Below are 595 nucleotides of genomic sequence, written 5' to 3' on the forward strand. Positions count from 1 at the left end.
TAGGGGAGCCTCACCGGCCAGCCGCGCCGCATAGGCGGCGGCGATGTCCCGGGACAGCGGTGCCATCGACCAGCCGTCCCATGCGATGTGATGCACCACCAGCACCAGTTCGTGCGACTCCGGCGTAGCCGTGGAGAGCCAGGCGCGGATCGGGATGTCCACCCCGAGGTCGAAGGCGTAGTCGGTCGCCCGGACTGTCCCGCTCCCGGGGTCCGGTTCGTCGATGTCGAGGGTGTGCAGCTGCCAGTCCAGTTCCTCCATGGTGAGGATGCGCTGATAAGGCTCGCCGTCAGCGGTCGCGAAGACCGTGCGCAGCACCTCGTGCCGTTGCAGGACGTCCCGCAGGGCGGCCGAGAGGGCCTGCTTGTCGACCTCCCCGGACAGGTGCATTCGGACGGAGCTGTTGTAGGTGGCGCCGGGGCCTTCGAGCTGGCCGATGAACCACAGGCGCTGCTGCGCGAAGGAGAGCGGCAGGCGTTCCGGCCGCTTCCTGGCGGTCAGCGGGGTCCGCGCCTCGTCGGCGCCGGTCAGGCGGGTGGCGAGGGCAGCGGGGGTGCGGGCCTCGAAGAGGGCCCGCAGTGAGAGCTCGACGTCC

At 70.8% G+C, this 595-nt stretch carries 1 protein-coding gene; it reads right to left on the reverse strand.

Going from position 1 to position 595, the window contains the following annotated elements:
* On the reverse strand, positions 1–595 hold a 595-nt coding region (locus tag AQJ46_RS51265; protein ID WP_159064301.1), incomplete at both ends, for a condensation domain-containing protein.

The organism is Streptomyces canus (assembly GCF_001514145.1).
GTDB lineage: Bacteria > Actinomycetota > Actinomycetes > Streptomycetales > Streptomycetaceae > Streptomyces > Streptomyces canus.